This window comes from Macrococcus epidermidis (assembly GCF_024205965.1).
Classification (GTDB): Bacteria; Bacillota; Bacilli; order Staphylococcales; family Staphylococcaceae; genus Macrococcoides; species Macrococcoides epidermidis.
This window is the reverse complement of sequence record NZ_CP073819.1, coordinates 241,629-259,992: the sequence shown is the minus strand read 5'-3', so window position 1 is coordinate 259,992 and position 18,364 is coordinate 241,629. Positions and strand designations below refer to the sequence as shown.

General features: G+C 36.0%; 19 protein-coding genes. 6 read left to right on the top strand and 13 right to left on the bottom strand.

The window, feature by feature from the left end:
* Positions 1-10 precede the first annotated feature (10 nt).
* Genes narI through KFV12_RS01360 form a run of 4 tightly spaced genes read right to left on the bottom strand, consistent with a single transcriptional unit; the run spans position 11 to position 6,463 of the window.
* Positions 11-685 carry a respiratory nitrate reductase subunit gamma gene (narI, locus tag KFV12_RS01375; protein WP_086037887.1) on the bottom strand — a complete coding sequence of 225 codons (675 nt, stop codon included), beginning with the start codon at positions 683-685 and terminating at the stop codon, positions 11-13.
* Positions 678-1,256, bottom strand: a complete 579-nt coding sequence (gene narJ, locus KFV12_RS01370) for a nitrate reductase molybdenum cofactor assembly chaperone (RefSeq protein ID WP_240838620.1) — start codon at positions 1,254-1,256, stop codon at positions 678-680. The genes narI and narJ overlap by 8 nt, the downstream gene beginning before the upstream one ends.
* Positions 1,249-2,799, bottom strand: coding sequence for a nitrate reductase subunit beta (narH, locus tag KFV12_RS01365; RefSeq protein ID WP_111716195.1), 1,551 nt, complete (start codon positions 2,797-2,799; stop codon positions 1,249-1,251). Before narH ends, narJ begins: the two co-directional genes overlap by 8 nt.
* Positions 2,789-6,463 (bottom strand): nitrate reductase subunit alpha, encoded by a 3,675-nt coding sequence (locus tag KFV12_RS01360; protein WP_436970154.1) that lies wholly within the window; start codon positions 6,461-6,463, stop codon positions 2,789-2,791. The genes narH and KFV12_RS01360 overlap by 11 nt, the downstream gene beginning before the upstream one ends.
* Before the next feature lie 191 nt (positions 6,464-6,654).
* Between KFV12_RS01360 and fdhD the strand changes: the two genes are divergently transcribed.
* Complete coding sequence (gene fdhD / locus KFV12_RS01355) at positions 6,655-7,446, top strand: formate dehydrogenase accessory sulfurtransferase FdhD (RefSeq protein WP_254257105.1); 792 nt, start codon at positions 6,655-6,657, stop codon at positions 7,444-7,446.
* Between the two features lie 35 nt (positions 7,447-7,481).
* Here fdhD and KFV12_RS01350 read toward each other — a convergent pair whose 3' ends face one another.
* From KFV12_RS01350 to KFV12_RS01325, 6 genes are all read right to left on the bottom strand, one after another.
* Complete coding sequence (locus tag KFV12_RS01350; protein WP_254257104.1) at positions 7,482-7,769, bottom strand: hypothetical protein; 288 nt, start codon at positions 7,767-7,769, stop codon at positions 7,482-7,484.
* Positions 7,744-8,085: a hypothetical protein gene (locus KFV12_RS01345; protein ID WP_239242084.1), complete on the bottom strand. Its 342-nt coding sequence runs from the start codon at positions 8,083-8,085 to the stop codon at positions 7,744-7,746. Before KFV12_RS01345 ends, KFV12_RS01350 begins: the two co-directional genes overlap by 26 nt.
* Positions 8,086-8,215: 130 nt before the next feature.
* A complete protein-coding gene (locus KFV12_RS01340) occupies positions 8,216-8,767 on the bottom strand; it encodes a biotin transporter BioY (RefSeq protein WP_239242086.1) in 552 nt (183 codons plus the stop codon).
* 122 nt (positions 8,768-8,889) lie between these two features.
* Positions 8,890-9,819, bottom strand: coding sequence for an ABC transporter substrate-binding protein (locus KFV12_RS01335; RefSeq protein WP_254257103.1), 930 nt, complete (start codon positions 9,817-9,819; stop codon positions 8,890-8,892).
* 132 nt (positions 9,820-9,951) lie between these two features.
* Complete coding sequence (locus tag KFV12_RS01330; protein ID WP_254257102.1) at positions 9,952-11,094, bottom strand: acyl-CoA dehydrogenase family protein; 1,143 nt, start codon at positions 11,092-11,094, stop codon at positions 9,952-9,954.
* Between the two features lie 10 nt (positions 11,095-11,104).
* On the bottom strand, positions 11,105-11,704 hold the full coding sequence (locus KFV12_RS01325; protein ID WP_240838607.1) for a C39 family peptidase: 600 nt from the start codon (positions 11,702-11,704) through the stop codon (positions 11,105-11,107).
* A 289-nt stretch (positions 11,705-11,993) separates the two neighbouring features.
* Between KFV12_RS01325 and modB the strand changes: the two genes are divergently transcribed.
* Entirely contained in the window at positions 11,994-12,665 is a 672-nt protein-coding gene (modB, locus tag KFV12_RS01320; protein WP_239242093.1) for a molybdate ABC transporter permease subunit, read from the top strand.
* A 100-nt stretch (positions 12,666-12,765) separates the two neighbouring features.
* Here modB and KFV12_RS01315 read toward each other — a convergent pair whose 3' ends face one another.
* Complete coding sequence (locus KFV12_RS01315) at positions 12,766-13,758, bottom strand: D-2-hydroxyacid dehydrogenase (protein WP_239242094.1); 993 nt, start codon at positions 13,756-13,758, stop codon at positions 12,766-12,768.
* A 15-nt stretch (positions 13,759-13,773) separates the two neighbouring features.
* Positions 13,774-14,583 (bottom strand): PTS sugar transporter subunit IIC, encoded by an 810-nt coding sequence (locus KFV12_RS01310; protein WP_254257607.1) that lies wholly within the window; start codon positions 14,581-14,583, stop codon positions 13,774-13,776.
* 121 nt (positions 14,584-14,704) lie between these two features.
* Between KFV12_RS01310 and deoD the strand changes: the two genes are divergently transcribed.
* On the top strand, positions 14,705-15,421 hold the full coding sequence (gene deoD / locus KFV12_RS01305; protein WP_096077572.1) for a purine-nucleoside phosphorylase: 717 nt from the start codon (positions 14,705-14,707) through the stop codon (positions 15,419-15,421).
* Positions 15,422-15,501: 80 nt separating this feature from the next.
* Here deoD and KFV12_RS01300 read toward each other — a convergent pair whose 3' ends face one another.
* Positions 15,502-15,861 carry a hypothetical protein gene (locus KFV12_RS01300; protein ID WP_254257101.1) on the bottom strand — a complete coding sequence of 120 codons (360 nt, stop codon included), beginning with the start codon at positions 15,859-15,861 and terminating at the stop codon, positions 15,502-15,504.
* Between the two features lie 172 nt (positions 15,862-16,033).
* Between KFV12_RS01300 and KFV12_RS01295 the strand changes: the two genes are divergently transcribed.
* The 3 genes from KFV12_RS01295 to KFV12_RS01285 all read left to right on the top strand — a co-directional run bounded on the left by KFV12_RS01295 (position 16,034) and on the right by KFV12_RS01285 (position 18,300).
* Positions 16,034-16,642 (top strand): DedA family protein, encoded by a 609-nt coding sequence (locus KFV12_RS01295; RefSeq protein WP_111716171.1) that lies wholly within the window; start codon positions 16,034-16,036, stop codon positions 16,640-16,642.
* 345 nt (positions 16,643-16,987) lie between these two features.
* On the top strand, positions 16,988-17,770 hold the full coding sequence (locus tag KFV12_RS01290; protein WP_111716169.1) for a TerC family protein: 783 nt from the start codon (positions 16,988-16,990) through the stop codon (positions 17,768-17,770).
* A gap of 104 nt (positions 17,771-17,874) precedes the next feature.
* Positions 17,875-18,300 (top strand): hypothetical protein, encoded by a 426-nt coding sequence (locus KFV12_RS01285; RefSeq protein ID WP_239242096.1) that lies wholly within the window; start codon positions 17,875-17,877, stop codon positions 18,298-18,300.
* Positions 18,301-18,364 lie beyond the last annotated feature (64 nt).

Sequence of the window (18,364 nt, the reverse complement as noted above, 5' to 3'; positions counted from 1 at the left end):
CTCCTAACCGTTATCTATGTTTACGATAAATAATATGACTACGACCTACATAGTTTACTGGTACACTCCACACATGAACGAGTCGTGTAAATGGCCATAGTGCTGTAATTAAAAATCCAGAGATGACATGCAGTTTGAATGCTAGTGGTACATTTAGCATAAATTCTGCTTGAGGTCTAAGAATTAACAACCCTCTAAACCATTCTGAAATGGTCGCACGATAATCAAAATCTGGTGTTGTAGCATTCGTTACGATTGTTGAATAACAACCTAAGAATACAATCAACAATAACAATAAGTTTACTAATATATCTGATGCAGAACTTAAATGCCTTACATTTTGATTCGTGATCCGTCTTGCTGTTAATAATAACATACCGATAAGCGTTACAATACCAAAAATACTTCCAATGTATACCGCTCCGATATGATAAATATGATCATTTATACCTATTGCTCTTAACCAGTTTGCAGGAATTCCAAGCCCGACAATGTGGCCCATTATAACTGGAATAATACCTAAATGAAATAAAATACTTCCCCACATCAGTTGTTTCTTTTCTACAAACTCACTTGACTTCGCAGTCCATGAGAACTGATCATACTTAAAACGGAAAATATGACCGATAATAAATATAGCAATACATGCGTATGGAAAGATTACCCATAGTAATTGACTAAGCATGTGATGTCACCTCTTTATCGTCTATTGATAGACACGCTTTACAAGTTTCACGAATAGCAAGGATTAAATTGTAGTATGGACTTTGAATCTTCTCTAATGCACCGAGCAAATTATAAGTACCGTCTTCAATGACCATAAGTACTAGCTGCATACTTTCTTCAGCGCGATCATCCCCACGCCATTCAGCTGCATAAATAAATTCACACATTAAAGGTAAGAAATCCGATAACTCAGATGACGGCATTTCTAAACCGAACATTTCATATAATACTTTTAATCGTGCAAGCATTTGTCCGCGTTCTTTTTTATCTTCGAACTTCACAAATGTCATATATAATGTCGTTTTTTTCTCGAAATCAAATGTAGAAGTATAGACTTCCTGTATTTCTGACAGACTAATTTCATGCATATCTTTCCAGTATTGATTGACCGCTTCATAAGCTGGATGATCGTTGTCAAACACACCTTCAAAAGCTTTAGGATGGAAGTTTAATTTTTCAGGATAAACGAGCTGGTGGCTAAAAAATCCGAATGACTTTTTATACTCGTATAATTTATTTAAATCAATCACGCCAAATGCCTCCGTAGAAGTTATCTTCATACACTTCTTTTCCTGATTTACCAGCTGGTACTGGTCCACAACCATCACAATCTGCTCCGAAGTTGTCACTTGTATAACCTTCGCCACCTTGAGCGCTATACGTATTTACATAACCTTCTTTATGTGATGTCGGAACGACGAAACGATCTTCATGTTTAGCAATCGCAAGTAAGCGATACATTGCTTTTACTTGTTGTGCTGTTAAACCAACACGATCAAGTCTTGATTCATCGAAATCTTTACCGCTTGAAATAGCTCTCATATAACTACGCATCATCGCCATTTTTTGTAATGCGCGCTTCACTGTTTCAGCATCTCCTGCTGTCAGCATATTCGCTAAATATTGAATTGGTAAACGCATTTCTTCAATGGCCGGGAAAATCATATCCGGATTCTTAATTGAATCCTTTCCTTCAAAGTAGTTCATAATCGGACTAAGTGGCGGGCAATACCAAACCATTGGTAATGTACGATACTCAGGATGTAATGGGAATGCTAATTTATATTCAATTGCTAATTTATATACTGGTGAATTTTGTGCTGCTTCAATCCATTCCTGACTTATGCCATCACGTTCAGCTTGCGCAATTACTTCTGGATCAAACGGATCTAGGAATAAATCAAGTTGAGATTGATATAAATCTTTTTCATCTGTAACTGATGCTGCTTCTAATACTTTATCTGCATCATACAGTAACACCCCTAAGTAACGCATACGACCAGTACAAGTTTCAGAACATACTGTCGGAAGACCAGCTTCAACACGTGGAAAACAGAATGTACATTTTTCTGCTTTATTCGTTTTCCAGTTGAAGTAAACCTTTTTGTAAGGACAACCGGTCATACAATAGCGCCATCCGCGACATGCATCCTGATCTACAAGGACAATACCATCTTCATCACGTTTATACATTGCACCACTCGGACAACTTGCGACACAACTTGGATTTAAACAGTGTTCACATAAACGCGGTAAATACATCATAAACGTCTGTTCAAAATTAAATTTGATTTCTTCTTCGATTTTTTCAATGTTCGGGTCAGTTGGACCAGTAATATGAGCACCTGCTAAATCATCTTCCCAGTTTGGTCCCCATTCTAAATCCATTTTCTTACCTGTAACTAGTGATTCTGCACGAGCAACCGGAGAGTGCTTTTTCTCTTTTGCATTCGTTAAATCAGCATAATTATACGTCCATGGTTCATAGTAATCTTTCATTTCCGGCATATCAGGATTATAGAAGATCTTACCTAAGGCAATCTTAGAAAGTTTAGAACCAGATTTCAGCTCTAACTTTCCTTTACGACTCAATTGCCATCCACCTTTATATTGCTCCTGATCTTCCCAACGTTTTGGATAACCGATACCCGGCTTCGTTTCTACGTTGTTAAACCACATATATTCAGCACCCGGACGATTTGTCCATGTCGTCTTACATGTCACACTACATGTATGACAGCCGATACATTTATCTAAATTCATCACCATTGCAACTTGAGCTTTAATCTTCAAGCCAATCAACCTCCTTCATCTTACGAACAGCAACGTAAACATCACGTTGGTTTCCGATTGGTCCGTAGTAGTTGAATCCATAACTAATTTGCGCATATCCACCAACAAGTTGCGTTGGCTTTAAGTGAATACGTGTCGGTGCGTTATGTGAGCCTCCACGTGTATCTGTAATTTCTGACCCTGGTGTTTGAATATGTTTATCTTGTGCATGATACATAAACATTGTGCCACGTGGCATACGGTGAGAAACAACCGCACGTGCTGTCACTAAACCATTTCTGTTGTAAACTTCTAACCAGTCATTATCATAAATTTCATGACTTGCTGCATCTTCGTTGTTGATCCAAACCGTTGGACCACCACGGAATAAAGTTAACATGTGAAGGTTATCCTGGTATGTTGAATGAATATTCCATTTACCGTGGGGCGTTAAGTAACGTAACACTAAACTATCTACGCCACCTTTAATCTGTTTATCCTTCGTACCGAATACCATAGGTGGCAGAGTTGGTTTATACACTGGTAAAGCTTCACCAAGTTGCTGGAATACTTCATGATCGATGTAGTAACTTTGACGTCCAGTTAACGTTCTAAAAGGTACTAGTCGTTCAATATTTGTTGTAAATGGTGAATAACGACGACCTAATTTATTAGAGCCCGGGAACACAGCTGTTGGAATTACTTCACGTGGTTGTGCAGTAATATTTGCAAATGTAATTTTTTCTGCTGCACGTTCTGCTGAAATATCTTTTAATTCCATACCTGTCTGTTCTTCTAAATCAGCATATGATTTTTGGGATACTTGACCGTTCGTTGCAGACGATACATTTAAGATAACATCTGCAACACGTTTCGCTGTATCAATTCTCGGCTTACCATTTTTCACTGTATCATCTTCGTAAGTGCCTACCATTGAACGTAACTCATCGTATTGTTCTTTAACGCTGAACGCAACACCGTGTGCGCCGACTTTACCATTTTCAAGTAATGGTCCAACAGACACGTATTTATCATATACATCTGTATATGTTCTATCGACGACTGCAAATCCTGGCATCGTCTTACCTGGAATCGGTTCTACTTCGCCTTTTGTCCAATCTTTGACAATACCCATCGGTGTTGAAATTTCTTGTTGTGAATCATGTGCAAGTGGTGCTGTTACGACATCTTTAAACGTACCTGGTAAATGACGTTCTGACATTTCAGAGAATGTCTTCGCGATAGATTTGTAAATATCCCAGTCACTTCTAGATTCCCAAAGTGGGTCAACAGCTGGATTGAACGGATGTACGAATGGATGCATATCTGTTGAAGATAAGTCATGTTTTTCGTACCATGTTGCTGCCGGTAATACAACATCTGCATATAAAGGTGTTGTTGTCATACGGAAATCAAGTGCTACAAGTAAATCTAATTTACCTTCAGTATCTTCTCTCCATGTGATTTCTTCTGGTTTCTCTCGTTCATTTGGTTCTGCAAGTAAGCCGTGTTTCGTACCTAATAAATGCTTCATAAAGTACTCTTGCCCTTTCGCTGAACTCGAAATTAAGTTTGAACGCCATACGAATAAAGTTTTCGGGTGGTTTTGTTTCGCGTCCGGATCTTCTACTGCAAATTTTGTTTCACGTGATTTTACAGATTCAACAGCACGTTTTAATACTTCTTCATTCGTGAAGTTACCAGCGTCACGTGCATCTTCACCGAATAACAGACTATTCTTATCGAACTGTGGATATGATGGTAACCATCCTAAACGTGCAGCTAATACGTTGTAATCTGCTGGGTGCGTATATTTTACGTTTTCAGCTAATGGAGATGTTAAAGTATCTACACCCGCTTCTTCATATTTCCATTGGTCTGTCGCAAAGTAGAACCAACTTGTCGCATTTTGTAGACGTGGTGGTGCTGACCAGTCTTTTGCGAATGCGATTGTTGACCAGCCTTCAATTGGACGACATTTTTCCTGACCAACATAATGTGCCCAACCTCCACCGTTTACACCTTGCGTTGCACAAAGTGTTACTAAGTTTAATACTGAACGGTAAATCGTATCTGAGTTAAACCAGTGGTTTATACCTGCACCCATGATAATCATCGAGCGGCCACCAGTATCAATTGCGTTTTGTGCAAATTCACGTGCAATTTGGACCACAACTGAAGGTTTAACGCCTGCTACTTTTAATTGCCATGCTGGTGTGTAGATTGAAGTTTCATCGTCATAACCTTTCGCTTCTAAATTCGTATTGAATCGATTAACACCGTATTGAGATAACATTAAATCGTAAATCGTTGCAACGTATTTTATTTCTCCATTTGCTAATGTTACTTTCTTCGCAGCAATCGGACGTTTGAATGTACCGTTGCCTGCGTTATCAAAGAACGGGAATACAATTTCAACAACTTCATATTCATTATCTTTAATCGTCATTGATGGATCAATTTTTGTACCATCTGCTGTTTCTAATTTAATATTCCATTTCACATCTTTTTCCCAACGTTGTCCCATTGTTCCATTCGGTACAACGATTTGCTTGGAAATATCATCGAACACCACAGGTTTCCATTCGCTATGTTCACTTGTGTCACCTAAATCACTTGAACGTAAGAAACGGCCTGCTTTTAAAGTATCTTCATGTTCATCTAACATTATTAAGAAAGGCATATCTGTGTATTGTTTTGCGTAGTTAATAAACATCGGTTCTTGTCTTTGTTCATAGAACTCATCTAAAATAACGTGCGTCATTGCTTGTGCAAGAGCAGCATCTGTACCTGGGTTTGGTGCTAACCAGTTATCTGCGAATTTTACGTTTTCAGCATAGTCTGGTGCTACAGAAACCACTTTCGTCCCTTTGTATCGAACTTCAGTCATAAAGTGAGCATCTGGCGTACGCGTTAATGGTACGTTAGAACCCCACATAATAATATATCCTGCATTGTACCAGTCACTTGATTCAGGTACATCTGTTTGTTCACCCCAAATTTGTGGTGATGCTGGTGGTAAATCAGCATACCAATCGTAGAATGATAACATTTCTCCACCAAGTAAAGAGATGAAACGTGCCCCAGCTGCGTAACTGATCATACTCATTGCTGGAATCGGCGTAAAACCTGCGATACGGTCTGGGCCATATTTCTTGATTGTGTAAATCAATTGAGATGCGATCAGTTGCGTCACTTCTCTCCAATTGACACGGACATGTCCGCCCATACCACGTGCCTGCTTATAGCTACGTGCTTTTTCTGGATCTTCAACGATTGATTGCCAAGCACGAACAGGGTCTCCGTGTTCTTGTAAAGCTTGTTGCCAAAGGCGCCATAATACACCACGTACATATGGAAACTTAATACGTAATGGTGAATATTCGTACCATGAGAATGATGCGCCACGCGGACAACCACGTGGTTCAAATTCAGGCATATCAGGTCCACATGAAGGATAATCAATTTGTTGATTTTCCCAAGTGATAATGCCGTTTTTCACAAACACTTTCCATGAACATGATCCTGTACAGTTTACCCCGTGTGTCGTACGTACTACCTTATCGTGGCTCCAGCGTTGTCTATACATTTTCTCCCATTCACGACTCTTCTCTTCTAAAACTGACCAATTGCCATTAAATCTTTCTGTAGGTTTAAAAAAACGTAATCCCGTACCAATTGCCATTCATAACACTCCTTTAATTGCAGTTTTGCCCTCTTATCATAGATTATGAAACGTTTCACAAATGATTACTATTGGGGATTTCCCTAAGCATGTAGGGTAATCCCCAGAACAAACAATTGTAGGAGCAAGTCAATTACAACATATAATTTTAAAATGTACTGTAATATAATATGTATATAGGAGTTGATTGAATGAGTCATGAAGTATATCAACATAAAAAAATGATGAAATATATAGATGGTAAATTTATAAATGTTGAGGATTCAATTGCGAATGAATTTCCATTGACGTTATATGTGAATAAAGAGGAATTCGCTACAATTGTATGTACACCGAAGTATTTAAGAGAACTTACGATGGGTTTCCTAGCATCTGAAGGCGTTATCAGAAAACATAGTGACATAAAAAATTTTCATCTTGATGATTCTAAAGGATTATGTCATATCGAATTAGCGCATGAAGTGGATACAACACAAAGTCAATTTACAAAACGCATGATTAGTTCTTGCTGTGGTAAAAGTCGCCAGTTTTATTTTGTCAATGATATGAAAACGTCAAAAGTTGCTACGACAACACGTTCAATCAAACCTGATGAAATCTTTCATTTGATGCATACGATGCAAAGTCAAAGTACAGATTTTAAAGTGACTGGTGGTCTGCACAATGCTGCACTCAGTGATGGACAAGATTTCTACTTACACCGCAATGATATCGGTCGCCATAATGCACTCGACAAACTGTACGGGCACTGTATATTAAATAACATCTCAATAAAAGATAAAATACTCATCTTTTCTGGCAGAATATCTTCAGAAATTTTAATAAAAGCTTCTAAAATTGGGGTCGGTATAATATTAAGTAAATCTGCACCTACCGATTTAGCAATAGGACTTGCTGAAGACTTAAATATTACTGCTGTAGGTTTTGTACGAAATGATACATTTAATGTATACAGCCATCCTGAAAGAATAATAACTGAATAAATAAAGTAGAGGACTTAATCATTAAGTCCTCTACTTTATTTTAATTGAATCGTACCAGCTAACTTTAGCTGCCTGCCATATGTCACTTTATATTCAATCACGTCGTTTGCCTGAAATAGATCAAGGAATAGTCGTTCGTCTACAAACACCTCATTTTTGAACGTTGCCTGGTTAGAAATCACTTCAGGAACATTGAGTAATGTTATTACTTTATGCATCACTAAATTGCCAGGTACTTTCTTTTCTATTAATGCATCATCCGAAACTTCAGCAACTGCATCTCGGTATTGTTTTAATTCATCCAATGTGATTTGAAACTGCATGAGACACCTCTTCTATATAAGTTGATATCACCGTTGCTTTCAGTACATCATCAAAATAATAATTTAATTCGTATGTATATTGATCCACATGTTTAATCGTTCTCTGATCTATCAGCTTAATTTTCACAGCATACGTTTTTTCTACTTCTAGTTGGTTTTGTGTAATCAACTGTTTAATATGCTGACAACTTTTTCTTTCCTGATGGAATCTTGAAACATACCATGGCTTTATCAATAACACATCAGGTACTCTAAAATCTTTTCCATTCATTAATTCCACATCTTTACGAGAAAATCGCATTGCTATCGTTTCCAATTTATTTCCCACTCTCTTATATATATTTCTTAAATCATAGGAAAAACGTAAATATGTATATGATTATCATCATATTAACATGTATAATGTAATATTTCCTTTTCTATACAAGAAAAAAAGTTTACGCATATTAATTTATGCGTAAACTTTTTTGAATAGATGGGTTATTACGTAATTTTACCGCAAGTATTGCTGCAATCAGTGCTTTTATACAATCACCAGGGATAAATAACATCACTGATTTAAGCGCAGTGAATAAATCCTGCTTTAAATTAAATGCCATAAACGTACCACCAATTAAATTACATAAAAATGCACCAATTAATGCATTAATCAGAAACACTTGCCACACTTTTGGAGACTTCATACGTTCAACAAATAATCCGATTAAAAACGCAATGAGTGTGAATGAAAGAATATAACCTCCAGTCGGACCAAAAAATAAAGCAAAACCACCACGTCCACCTGACAAAACTGGTAGTCCAATAGCTACTAAGATTGTAAAGATAAGAACAGATAACCCTCCTAATCGACTACCCAGTAAACAACCCGCTAAAATAAAACCTAAATTCTGAAATGTGAATGGTACTGGGATACCTGGAATACTTATTGGCGGTAATAAACCTAACACAGCAATTAATGCAGTAAACATGCCGACAATGACCAAATCTTTTGTTTTCATAATCTTCCTCTTTTCTGACAGAATAATCTTATTATAGCAATAGCGTTAACCTAAATAAATAATAAGTTTACAATCGTCTTAAAAAAAAGCTGAGACATTAGTCTCAGCTAGCTTGAAATAATTTATTTTTCTAATTTTAATAATGCTTCTTTTAATACTTTTCTTTGATGCTCTAAAGAAATTGGATCATTGAACCAGAAATCTTCCGCATCATATTGTACGACTTTATTATTTTTAACAGCATCCATGTTTTTCCACACTTTAGACTCAGTTACTGTATTTGAAATTTTTCCTGTATCACTAGAAACAAGTACGATATCTCCTGCGTAATCGCCTAAGCTTTCAGCAGAAACTTTTTTCCAGCCAGTAGGTTTAACGTCTTTCGTAACTTTATCCTGCATGTTTAAATCAAACGCCTGGTAAATAATTTCTGAACCACGACCCCAGTTATCTCCGTATACATATATTTCTTTTTGGAAGAATTGGAAGATTGAATATGTTTTATCTTCACCCAAATGTTGTTTAATCTCTTCACCATCTTTTTTCGTTTCTTCTTTCCATTGATTCACAAAAGCTTTCGCTTCTTTTTCTTTACCAACAATTTTACCTAATAATTCATGTACATCTAGATAGCCATGCTTAGTATAAGTAAAAGGAATTGTTGGTGCGATTTTAGCATATTTTGAATTGTCCTTATCTGTATCGAACGTTAAGATTAAGTCTGGTTTCAATTTAATAATTTTTTCGATTTCACCCGCATTTAATTTTTCTACACCTTTTAATTTAGGTTTTAAAATGTCTGATTGGAATGCATATTGATCAGCACCTACTGGTTTAACACCTAAATCTAATAGATTTCCGACATAACTTGCGCCCATTACTACGATTCGTTTCGGTTCTTTCGGAATCTTGATTGTCTTACCATTATCTAATTTGAAATCTACCATTTCTGCTTTCCCTGAAGTATCTTTTGTTTCTTTTTTATCACTCGTACCACCACATGCTGCAAGAACCATAATGCATGCGATTAACAACACTAAAAACTTTTTCATTTTTCATCCTCCTAATTGAGATTGATTATCAATACCATTTAATTATAAATGGTTTCAGAAATTAATCAAATGTTATTTTCAAATTAAAATATGTCAATTTTACACAAAAAGCATAGACTTGGGTATCCAAGTCTATGCTTCACGCAATATTTTATTCACTATCATTCTTTCTACAGCATCATCCATCGGTGGATTATGCAGACCAGCGCGCATTGAGCGATATAATCGTTCCATCACACGTGTTTGCTCTAAGCTTTTCGCACCGAAAATACGCATACTTAAATCGATTACTTGTAGTCCATTATTGACGACAATATATTTTGCGAGCCCAAATGTTTCCCCTAAGCCATCTGTTTTACCTGCTAAATGCATATCACACGCATGATAGATAAAGTGACGTGATTGCATATTTAATATTTCCATTTTTGCTATTTTATCCTGAATATGCGGAATCTCAGAAATAGATGTATCGATAGAATTTGGTTGATAGTGCATGCTGAAGTTTACCGCTTCATCTACAGCGCGCTCTGCCATACCGAGATAAATGGCAGGGATATGCATTAACCATGCATTCGGTCGACGTTCACGATTTACTTCCAGCAAATATTTTTTTGGTATCGTAACATTATTAAAGATAATATCGTGACTCGCTGTCGCACGCATGCCTACCATATCCCAAGTCTTCACAATTTCAATACCTTCTAAATGACTCGGTACATAATAAAAGCACATCGCTTTAAGTTCAGGATCAAAGGCACCTACAATAAAATGTGTAAGTCGTTCACTCATAGAAGCGAATGTTTTCGTACCGTTTATCACGTATTTATCATCGATGAGTTGCGCATTCGTACGTGGTTTACCACCTCTTGTAGGACTACCCATCTCACTTTCTGACACAATGCGATTCGTTATGGCACCGTTATGAATATCATCAATAAATTCAGTCATCATTGCTTCAGACCATAAATCACCTTCAAACACTTCACCTACAATACCAAGATGCCATCCAATCGATAATGCCGTTGATTCATCGAGCTGTGCGAGTTGTGCTTGTATATAAATCAGTTCTTTAATATTAGCACCCATACCACCATGTTCTACTGGCAGTGTTAACTTGTGATAATCGTGTGCTATGAGCCAGTCTATTAATTCATGGTTGAGTTCAGCATAAAGATCTGCATCTCGTGCACGCTTCTCAATCCATTCTCTATTCTGATGAAATAGATCACGCCATTTTCTTTCTAATTCTGTCTCTAAAAACAATGTTTCTTCCACTTCACTCACCTCAAATAATAATACTCATTCGACCTGCATTCTCGTACCTTTTCTCTAATGTTTTTCTTTTCACTTTTATTAATTGTTGTTTCATCGGAAAAAGTGCCGGAAGTTTAATCCATCCAAATTTTGCCCATAGTGGATCTATCATATAATAAAATGTATCATCCATACCTACAAGTAAAGTAATATGTATGTTCGATACAAATTCAAGTTTTCGTCCTTCAACTTTAAATTCTCTTAAAATCGGATCAACTTTAAAATGTGTGGCATAAAGTACGACAGAGTGATTATTCAAAATTGCTTGTTCTAATTCTGCCATTGATTTTCCAGTACTATCTTGCGCTGTATAATAGGGTTTTAAATAATCCACCATCACGTTCGGAAAGACAGTTTGATGCCGGTCCGTTTTGATGATGCGTTTCGGTCCAACATAGCCTTTAAAAGGATTTGTTTTATGTTTCGGAATTTCAGCTAAAATCTTTCTTGCAGATAATTTAACACCTTTATATCTTAATCCCATCGACACTGCTACTGCTTCACATCCTAATAGATAAAAATGCGGAAACCACTGTGTCTTCGGTTTAATGTTAAGTATTAATCTATTCATTATCATCGCCGCCTGTCTCTTCTTATCTGTAATTAAATAGTAAATTCCATGAATAATCAAATATATTGTTCACACAAAAAGAGAGACTTTCGTCTCTCTAAAAATGTATTAATGGCTATTTCACTTTTTGTGCTTTTGCAATAATTTCTTTAATAAATGAAGCAGAATCATGCAGTAATTTTAATTCTTTTTCATTTCATTACCCTCCATCGTGTTATTATCAGGAAACATATATAGTGCTATAATAAGCTTAAATCTTTAACCAGAAGAAAAGATAAGGAGGGGAGCAATGCAACAACTTATTACTAGCGATACATTTTTATCGCCGATTCTCATTTCATTAAAAGTCGCTACAGTTGCAACATTCCTTAGTCTTATCATCGGTATAACGCTTCATTATTTTATAGGCACCAGATCATTTCCAGGGAAATCTATTTTAGAATCCCTTATCATGCTGCCTATGGTTTTACCCCCAACCGTCGTCGGGTTCATACTACTAATACTATTCGGAAAGAAAAGCATCATCGGAAAGTTAATTGAACAACTCTTCAATCAACCAATAATATTCACAATCTATGCTGCTATTCTGGCATCAACACTTGTCGCACTGCCACTCATGTATCAATCCCTTAAAATAGGTATCGAACAAGTACCTCAAACCATCATCAATGCTGCAGTTGTAGACGGAGCAAGAAAAAGACAAATCTACTCAAATATCATCTTACCGCTTGCTAAACCGGCCTTGCTCACAGGCATTTTATTATCCTTTGCCCGAGCGATCGGTGAATTTGGTGCCACACTTATATTTGCAGGTAATATTCCAGGCATCACCGAAACAATGCCAACAGCAATCTATGTTGCTATAGATAATAATGATATGACACTTGCCTGGGGATGGGTTGCAATTATGATCATACTTTCTTTCCTGTTGATGATGACCACACAGTTACTTAGAAGATAGTTTTTCTCTTAAGAAATATTGAAAGTACTTTAACTTATAAATCATAAAAATTAAAAAAATGAAAGAGACAAAATTTTGTCTCTTTCATTTTTAAATTATATTAATTAACTCTATTCTCACAGCTGCCGGTTTCTACAACTTCTTTCGCTGAATTTAAACCACCTTCAACTAAATTCATAACTGCTGTTTCAGTATAGAATGCAATATGCTGCGATACTTGTACATCTTCACGTGCGATTAACTCCAACAATACTTTATCTTCAATTTCTTTATCTCTGAAATCTTTTGGGAAGTATGGCGCTTCATTTTCATACGTATCTAATGCAGCAGCAGCTACTTTTCCTGAATTTAATGCATCAAGTAACGCTTTAGTATCGACAATACCACCACGTGCAGTATTGACGATATAGACTCCGTCTTTCATTTTAGCGAATAAATCTGCGTTGAACATATAAGTATTATCTTTTGTAAGCGGCATATGAATAGAAATTAAATCTGCCTGACGCACCGCTTCTTCTAAAGTATCTGTATACGTTAGGAACGCTTTAGCATCTTCATTTGGATACAAATCATAACCAATCACTTTCGCGCCAAAACCGTTAAGAATTCGTCCTGTAATACTACCAATTCGACCTGTACCGATAATTGCCACTGTCATTGCACGCATTTCTTTACTAATAATCGTTTTATTCCATGTAAAGTCATGCTCTCTTACTTTACGCTGAATCTTTTCAGTATTTCTGATAATATTCATCGCTGCGGTTACTGCATATTCAGCAATTGCATTGGGCGAATAGCTTGGTACATTCGAAATGATTAATCCATGTTGTGTAGCTAAATCTAAATCAAACATATCGAAACCTGCTGAACGTTGTGCAATTTGCTTAATCCCTTTATTTGCTACTATTTCATATAATCTATCATCAAATTGCGCTGTCTGACTCGTTGTCACAGCCTCATATCCATCTAATAAATCTACCGTTTCCATTGTTAAGGGACCATCATTAAAAATTACATCAACATTTTCTTTTTGTGCCCATGCTAAGGCGGCTTCTTTTTCGTCTTCTCTAGTACCATACATTAATATTTTCATGCATCAATCCACTCCTTATTCTCCAGATTGGAATTTGAACACTTCAGGACTATAAATTTTAAATTTAAGGCATAAAGTGTTCACGATTAATCCTGTAATAACAGGAATCACAATATAAGCTAATGCAAGTATACCTAAATTTATTCCTATATTTCCATCCATAAACTTCAATGCATTAATCGGACCAACTAATCCAGAGTAACCAAATCCTGCTGAAGCCGGAGTGCCCTGAATATTGAATATAGCACCAGCCAATCCACTCATCGCAGCTGTAACTGCAATCGGTAAAATGATGATTGGATATTTAATTAAGTTTGGCATCATCATTTTCATTGCACCCATTAATATCGCTAATGTAATACCAGATTTATTTACTTTAAGAGAGCCAATAACAAGCATTGTCGCTGCAGCTGCCACACCTAAATTCGCAGCACCTGACGCCATACCTGAAATACCGATAGCCATTGCAATCGCAACTGTAGATATTGGAGAAATAATTAAAATACTGAATACAATAGCGATAAGCACACACATTAATACAGGTTGTAGATTTGTAAAACTATTGACCAACTGTCCTAAAGTACTTGTAATTAATTTAACATATGGCAATGATAGTATACCGATGAGTCCTGCTAATCCACCGGCGATAATCGGTAATAAGATGATATTCAATGAACCTAATCTATCTTTAATCCATAAAATAATTAAGACTGAAATTGATGCTGTTAACATCGTATTGATTAAGTCACCTATACCTACTAACATCCACGCTTTATCCTGGAATACTGCAGCACCACTACCAACGAATGCTGCTGTTCCGACAATTACAGTTTTTAGTTTTTATACCATAATTAATTTATCGCTGAGGTTATCACGCTGCGACTTGAAATAAATTGTATTACTCTGTAGACTGAAATTAATACTATATATAAAGGAGACTTACATTATGTCTAAATCAACACCTCATATTAAACCGGAAAACAATCCAATCGCAGAAACTATTCTTTTACCAGGAGATCCATTACGTGCAAAGTTTATCGCTGAAACGTATTTAGAAGATGTCGTTCAATTTAATGAAGTACGTAACATGTTTGGTTATACAGGAACGTATAAAGGGAAAAAGATTTCAGTTATGGGAACAGGAATGGGTATCCCATCAATCGGTATTTATTCATATGAATTAATCCATACATTCGGTGTTAAAAACTTAATTCGTGTAGGTTCATGTGGTGCAATGCAGGAAGGTATTAATGTATACGATGTAATCATCGCTCAAGGTGCATCAACTGATTCAAATTATGTAGCACAATATGGTTTACCAGGACACTTTGCGCCAATCGCTGATTACAGTTTATTAGCGCGTGCAAAACAATTAGCTGATGAAAAAGGTGTTCCAAACCACGTTGGTAACGTATTATCATCAGATATTTTCTACAATGCTAACAAAGAAGCTACTGATAAATGGCGTTCAATGGGTATTTTAGCTGTTGAAATGGAATCTGCTGGTCTTTATATGAATGCAGCGTACGCTGGCGGAGATGTGAAGGCATTAGGGATATTTACAGTAAGTGATCACCTATTAACACATGAAGAAACTACACCTGAAGAACGTCAAACTTCATTCACAAAAATGATGGAAATTGCATTAGAAATCGTAGAATAATCTTTAAACAGATTCTAAAATACTTTTTTATCTATGCTAAAAGCACCTTGATACAAATGTATCAAGGTGCTTTTAAACTATTATTCTGAAACGTTATCCTGTCTTTCTTTTACTTTTTCAATTTGCTGGTTTACAAAGTCCACAAATTCCTGTGCATCACCTTTTGTAATATTCGTCATCGGGATACCACCCATATGAAAATCTAATAAAACACCTTCATCAGTTATAGATGCATCATTCATTTCATTATAACCTACAACACGCTCATAAACTTTCTCACCCATATCGACATTCATAAATAATCTTTCATTCGTTGTAATATATGCACCACTAAATTCAGATGTCTCTCCGACTTGAAAATGCACAGTCCCATAAATCTCTGGCCCCAATTGTTCAGTAGGGAATAATTCAGATGCTGTAATTTGTCTAAATTGATTCATCATGTCACTCCTAAAAGTTCTTCATTTATTTGTTTATACCCTTTAAAGCCCCTGATAATCATTATAAATTGTAATAAAAATCTAAATACTATGCTTAAAATTATCATTTATTTTGAATTTATATATTACATTACGTTAAAATAGTATTTACTAAAACTATTGGAGTGACGATATGCAGGAATGGATTATGAAAGTTATGGAACAGTTTGGATACTTTGGAGTATTTTTTTTAATATTACTTGAAAATGTTTTTCCTCCTATCCCATCAGAAGTTATTTTAACATTTGGCGGTTTTATGGTTGACCAGTCTCCAAAACTCACATTCATAGGAATGCTTATCGCTTCAACACTTGGAGCAGTTATCGGAGCTATTATTCTTTATTATGCCGGACATATACTTGGTCTTAGAAGAATTGAAAAAATTGTAGATAAATACGGCTTTATATTGCGTCTTGATATTCATGATTTACACAGTGCAAATAAATGGTTTCACAAATACGGCTATACCGCAGTATTTTTATGCCGATTTGTCCCTTTGATTCGCAGTTTAATTTCCATTCCTGCTGGTTTGAGTCAAATGTCTATCGTTCCATTCGTTTTGTATACGACAGTCGGGACACTCATCTGGAATGCAGTCTTAATATATCTTGGTATGGTGTTAGGTCAGAACTGGGAAGTTGTACTCCACTATTTCGATCTTTATTCTAATGTGTTTTATATTTTAATGGCGGTTATCATTATCGGAGGCATTATCTGGCTCTATCGCAGAAAGAAAAACTAAATATTTATATGCTTCATTTTTAAACATTTAATGTTTATAACAGCATTAAATATATCATCCTCATCATCTATTATTATTCATATAAAATAAAATTATAGCTTTATACACATTTCTGTGTTAAGATATTTTTAATGATATTTATTCATAATTTGAATAAATCAACAAATGAATATCCTAAGACTTATGTCGAAGGGGAGTAGCTCAAGGGGAGACCCTAAGCGTATCGTCGTCATTACGAAGTTTTGGAACTTCCGGCGTTATGGAACAATTACTGTTCAGTGAGACCTTTGCCAATATATTTGGCATGGGTCTTTTTATATTCATTAAAATTAAGGAGGAATTATAGTGGATCCAAGTATTTTAATGGCGTATGCATGGGTAGTAATTGTTTTAATCGTTTTGGAAGGTTTACTCGCAGCAGATAATGCTATTGTTATGGCGGTAATGGTAAAGCATTTACCGGAAGAACAAAGAAAGAAAGCTTTATTTTATGGTTTAATGGGAGCATTTATCTTTAGATTTATCTCATTATTCTTTATTACATTCTTAGCTAAGTATTGGCAGATACAAGCACTTGGTGCAGCATATCTAATCTTTATGTCGATAAAGAGTTTATATACTTATTTCAAAAAGAAAAACCATGTCGATGATGAAAGTGTTCCTGATATTGCAGAAGAAGAAGCAATGCCTAAAGGTAGTGGTTTCTGGATGACTGTTCTGAAAGTTGAAGGTGCAGATATCGCATTCGCGATTGATTCAATGTTAGCTGCAATCGCAATCGCGGTTACTTTACCTAAAGTTGGTCCTGACTTCATGGGACTTAACGCTGGACAGTTTACGGTAATGTTTATTGGAGGTATGCTTGGCGTTGTGTTAATGCGATTTGCCGCAACATATTTCATTAAAATCCTGGAAACATATCCTGGACTTGAAGCTGCAGCATTTGCGATTGTAGGCTGGATTGGTATCAAACTTGTCGTGCTTGTATTAGCACATGAATCGATTCATGTATTACCTCACGACTTCCCTCACTCATTACAATGGCAACTGATCTTCTGGGGAGTATTACTTTCAATCTTAGTGATTGGTTTTGTTACAAGTAAACGTGGACAAAGTCATCAACATTAATGATCACTACGTATCTGAATAATTAAGACTAGGGAATTCCCTAGTCTTTTTATTATATTTTCTATAATACAATAGTGATAAATATACTGAACGGAGATGATTGTATGCCAGTCGGACCATCACTAAGACAACTACATGCACATAAACAAATTCACGATACAGGTTTAAGTCTTGCTGTGAATATGACGGATGAATTGATTAGAACATATAAAAATGGTACTGATGAAGAAGTAATCCAGGAAGTAATTGCGCTCGTTGATTTCTTTGAATCACGCGTCATAAGTCACGCGGATGCTGAGGAAGAAGCAGATGGTTTCTACACAGAAGCGGAAAATAATAATCCTGAACTACATGATAAAGTACAACAACTCACACGCGATCATGATATTATGCGCCAAGTCGTGGCTAAGATTAAAACACAAATGGAGAACGAAGGGTTCTCCACTCAAATTATCGATTATTTTAGAAGCTTAATTATCGTTAACGAAATTCATTCACGAGACGAAGAAGCATTTTTACTGAAAGATTAATCTCTGACTAACAAGCAAGAGTGGAACTAAATTGTTCCACTCTTGCTTGCTTTTTTGATGTAAT